Source organism: Synechococcus sp. R8-2 (assembly GCF_047461715.1).
GTDB lineage: Bacteria > Cyanobacteriota > Cyanobacteriia > Thermostichales > Thermostichaceae > Thermostichus.
The window spans coordinates 1-3295 of record NZ_JANSHQ010000586.1; the positions used below are offsets into that span (position 1 = coordinate 1).

Below are 3295 nucleotides of genomic sequence, written 5' to 3' on the forward strand. Positions count from 1 at the left end.
GGCCTCCGGCCCGCTCACGCGAAGGGAAGATTTTTGCCTCAAGGCCCCCAGAGCCGCCATGAGCTGCGGCAGAGCCAGCAAAAGGTGCTGAGTGGCCTGTTGGGGTTGCCCTTTCAAGCAGGAAACCAAAGCTTCGGCAACACTCTGGTTTAGGGCCTGCAGAGCTTGGAGTGGAGTAGCACCCCCTAGAGAGGGATCCGGTTGCAGTGGGCTTTGAACATCCATGAAAAGGCAGGAAAGGCATGGACAGCAACCTTACAGCCCTTTCGCAGGTTGACCACAACAACGCCGCTGCCCTTTGGAGCAGAGCGCTCTGGTTTGCGCAAGTGTGCCGCAGACATGGAGTCCTGTACGGATAGACGATCGGGGGAAGGGCTGTATAGCTCCCTTAAGCCTAACAAATCCAAAAACTTCAGGGCCCGCTTACGCGACACGAACGGTAAAAAATCTTTCTTTCATGTTGTCCGCATTGCTGCAAAGCAAAGGCCCCTCTATCTAGTGGCCATCAAGGCAGATCCTTTGCTCTCTCGTGCAAAGCAGGCTGAGCTCCAGCGCGGATCCCTCGAAATGGTGCAACTATTCGCCGCTCGATTCGTTTTCTTCGCCCTCGGCGGTGTCCTCAACCCCAGCTTGGGATCCCTCCGGTTCCTGGGCCTCAGAGGTCTGTCTCAGTTGGTTGAGCAGGGCCAAAACGCGGGATCCCCGCTCCAAAGAGCGATCCTGCAAAAACACCACCGTTGGCACCCGTCGCAGGCTGAGGCGCTGGCCGATTTCCCGCCGCACAAAGGGTGTGGCCGCTGCTAGCCCTTCCATAGCTCGGTGTTGAGCTGTCTCATCCCCATAAATGCTGACGAAGATGCGGGCGTTTTGCAGGTCATTGGAAACCTCGACATCCACAATGCTGACCATCCCTGCCCCAACCCGGTCATCTTTGATCTCCGAGAGCAGGATTTGGCTGACCTCTCGTTTGATCAGCTCTGCTACCCGTGCCACCCGTCGCGCTGTCGCCATTTTTGGATACCTAGGCTAACATCATCCGCAAGCCTGCTCTGGCTGGTGTGGAGCTCAGCCCTTGCCGGCTCGATCCCAAGAACAGTAGCCAATGCTACGAGCATCTCTTCCTTCCACCTTTATCCTGAGTCCATGTCCATCTTGCCTTGAGTATGAATACCTAAAGCCATCGATGGATGGATGGAGACGTGATGATCAAGACGCCAGAGGCGCTGCGGCGCTCCATTGAGCAGTTCATGCTGAATGTGACGGAGCCGCTTGACCCGTTGCTCTCGCTGAAGCTGACTCAGCTGGTGGTGATGTTGGGGGATACAGCTTACGCGATGGGATACAGCGATGGCCAGCAAAAGCCGGATGAGCGCTGCCGCTATTGTCCCAGTCGGGTGTTCGACAGTCTAGAGCTTTGATAGGGTTCTTCAAGGTTCTTTAGAATGTAGCTTCTGGCCGCCCCGGCTCCCAGCCTTGGGGGGGGGTGAGTTGAAAGAGGCGGTGGCAACCGGCCAAGATGGGATCCCATTGCTTGGCAGCCTATGACTTCCCCCGTTTTGCTTTGGCATCGTCGCGATCTGCGGTTAGGGGACAACACAGCTCTTCATGAGGCAGCCCAGCGCAGCGCTCAGGTGGTGCCTGTCTTCATTTTCGACCCGCAGATGCTGAGACGGTCGGACATGGCCCCAGCTAGGGTGGCCTTTTTGCTTCAGGCTCTGCAAGAGCTCCAAGAGCGCTACGCCCAGATGGGGATCCCGCTGATCTGGCGGCTGGGGGATCCCCTGGTGGAGTTGCGATGCTTGGCCATTGACCTGGGAGCCAAGGCCGTATTTTGGAATGCCGATGGGGAGCCGTTCGCCCTACAGCAAGAGAGTCGAGTGCAGGCCAGTTTGGCCGCAGCCGGGATCCAGTCCTTCTCTTACCAAGATATGCTGCTGCATGGGCCGGGGGAAGTGTTGACCCAGGCGGGGGAGCCCTATTCGGTCTTCACTCCCTTCTGGCGCAGGTGGGCGAGCTTGCCCAAGCGGGATCCCTACCCAACCCCCGAGGGTCTGCAGCCGGTATCGGGACTAAAAGCGCAGCCTCTACCGACTTTGGCAGATTTGGGCTTTGTCTGCGACCAGCGGATCCCAGCAGCGGGGGAAGCAGCGGCTCAAGCCCTTTTGGAAGACTTTTGTCAGGGTTTGCGCATTTTGGACTACGAGCGAGCCCGCAACTTCCCGGCTGAGCCGGGCACTTCTCTACTGAGCCCCCACTTGTGCTGGGGAACGATCGGCATTCGCCAGGTGTGGCAAGCCACGCGGGAGGTGGAAGCCGAGGTGCGCAGCCAAGAGGCCGAAAGCAGCTTGCAAACTTGGCGGCAGGAGCTGTGCTGGCGAGAGTTTTACAAGCATGTCTTGGCCCACTGGCCCCACGTGGAAACCGGAGCCTATCGACGAGCCTTCGACGCCCTGGAGTGGGACAATCGGCAGGACTGGTTTCAGGCCTGGTGCACCGGTCAGACGGGCTACCCCATCGTGGATGCGGCCATGCGCCAACTGAACGAAACCGGCTGGATGCACAACCGCTGCCGCATGATTGTGGCCAGCTTCCTGACCAAGGATCTGCTTATCGATTGGCGCTGGGGAGAACGCTACTTTATGCAAAAGCTGGTGGATGGGGATCTGGCGGCCAATAACGGCGGTTGGCAGTGGAGCGCCAGTGTGGGCACGGATCCCAAGCCCCTGCGCATCTTCAACCCGGCCACGCAAGCAGCCCGCTATGACCCGGAAGGAGAGTACATCCGTCGCTATCTGCCGGAGCTGGCACGGCTGGATACGCCGGCTCTGCTGTGGGTGGGAGATGACCCCAAGGGAGCCTGGGCTTTGCGGGAACGGCGAAGTTGTGGCTATCCGGATCCCATTGTGGATCACAAGGTGCAGCAGCAGGAGTTCAAACGGCGCTACCAGGCGGTGCAGCAGGCCTACTCTAGGTCTGTTCGAGACGGTCTCCCCCCTCCTTCCTAGTCCTCTGTGCCGCTGCCCCCTCTCTCGACGACGGCAGACAAAAGGCAAGACAGGTGCCATTTGAAATGACCACAAAGCAGGTCTGTGTAGTTGTAGTCAATTCAGTTGACAATGAGACGGTGTTAAAGGCAAGATGACGTGGGGGTAGACCTCAGGAGGAAGCTTCATGACCTATAGCTTAGACCTGAGAGAGAGAGTCGTAGGGTATGTCCAGGAAGGGGGCAGCCCCACTGCAGCTGCACAGATGTACAAAGTCAGTCGTGCAACGGTTTATCGCTGGCTGAACCGAG

Annotated in this window: 4 protein-coding genes and 1 pseudogene; 3 read left to right on the forward strand and 2 right to left on the reverse strand. The window is 58.5% G+C overall.

Annotated features, from left to right (window positions below; genetic code table 11):
• Both NW819_RS12775 and rbfA read right to left on the reverse strand, forming a co-directional pair.
• Positions 1 to 225 (reverse strand): annotated as a pseudogene (locus tag NW819_RS12775) (hypothetical protein); the annotation flags it as partial.
• Positions 226 to 576: 351 nt separating this feature from the next.
• Positions 577 to 1011, reverse strand: coding sequence for a 30S ribosome-binding factor RbfA (gene rbfA, locus NW819_RS12780; RefSeq protein WP_414328963.1), 435 nt, complete (start codon positions 1009 to 1011; stop codon positions 577 to 579).
• Between the two features lie 176 nt (positions 1012 to 1187).
• On the opposite strand from rbfA, the gene NW819_RS12785 reads away from it, so the two are divergent.
• The 3 genes from NW819_RS12785 to NW819_RS12795 all read left to right on the forward strand — a co-directional run.
• Positions 1188 to 1418 (forward strand): hypothetical protein, encoded by a 231-nt coding sequence (locus tag NW819_RS12785; protein WP_414399672.1) that lies wholly within the window; start codon positions 1188 to 1190, stop codon positions 1416 to 1418.
• Positions 1419 to 1541: 123 nt separating this feature from the next.
• Positions 1542 to 3005 (forward strand): cryptochrome/photolyase family protein, encoded by a 1464-nt coding sequence (locus tag NW819_RS12790; RefSeq protein ID WP_414413974.1) that lies wholly within the window; start codon positions 1542 to 1544, stop codon positions 3003 to 3005.
• 166 nt (positions 3006 to 3171) lie between these two features.
• The coding region (locus NW819_RS12795) for an IS630 transposase-related protein (RefSeq protein ID WP_414413975.1) at positions 3172 to 3295 on the forward strand (124 nt) is incomplete at its 3' end.

Coding starts and splice junctions, on each gene's coding strand:
- rbfA (WP_414328963.1), bottom strand. CDS start 1,011: ATGGCGACAGCGCGACGGGTGGCACGGGTAGCAGAGCTGATCAAACGA.
- NW819_RS12785 (WP_414399672.1), top strand. CDS start 1,188: ATGGATGGAGACGTGATGATCAAGACGCCAGAGGCGCTGCGGCGCTCC.
- NW819_RS12790 (WP_414413974.1), top strand. CDS start 1,542: ATGACTTCCCCCGTTTTGCTTTGGCATCGTCGCGATCTGCGGTTAGGG.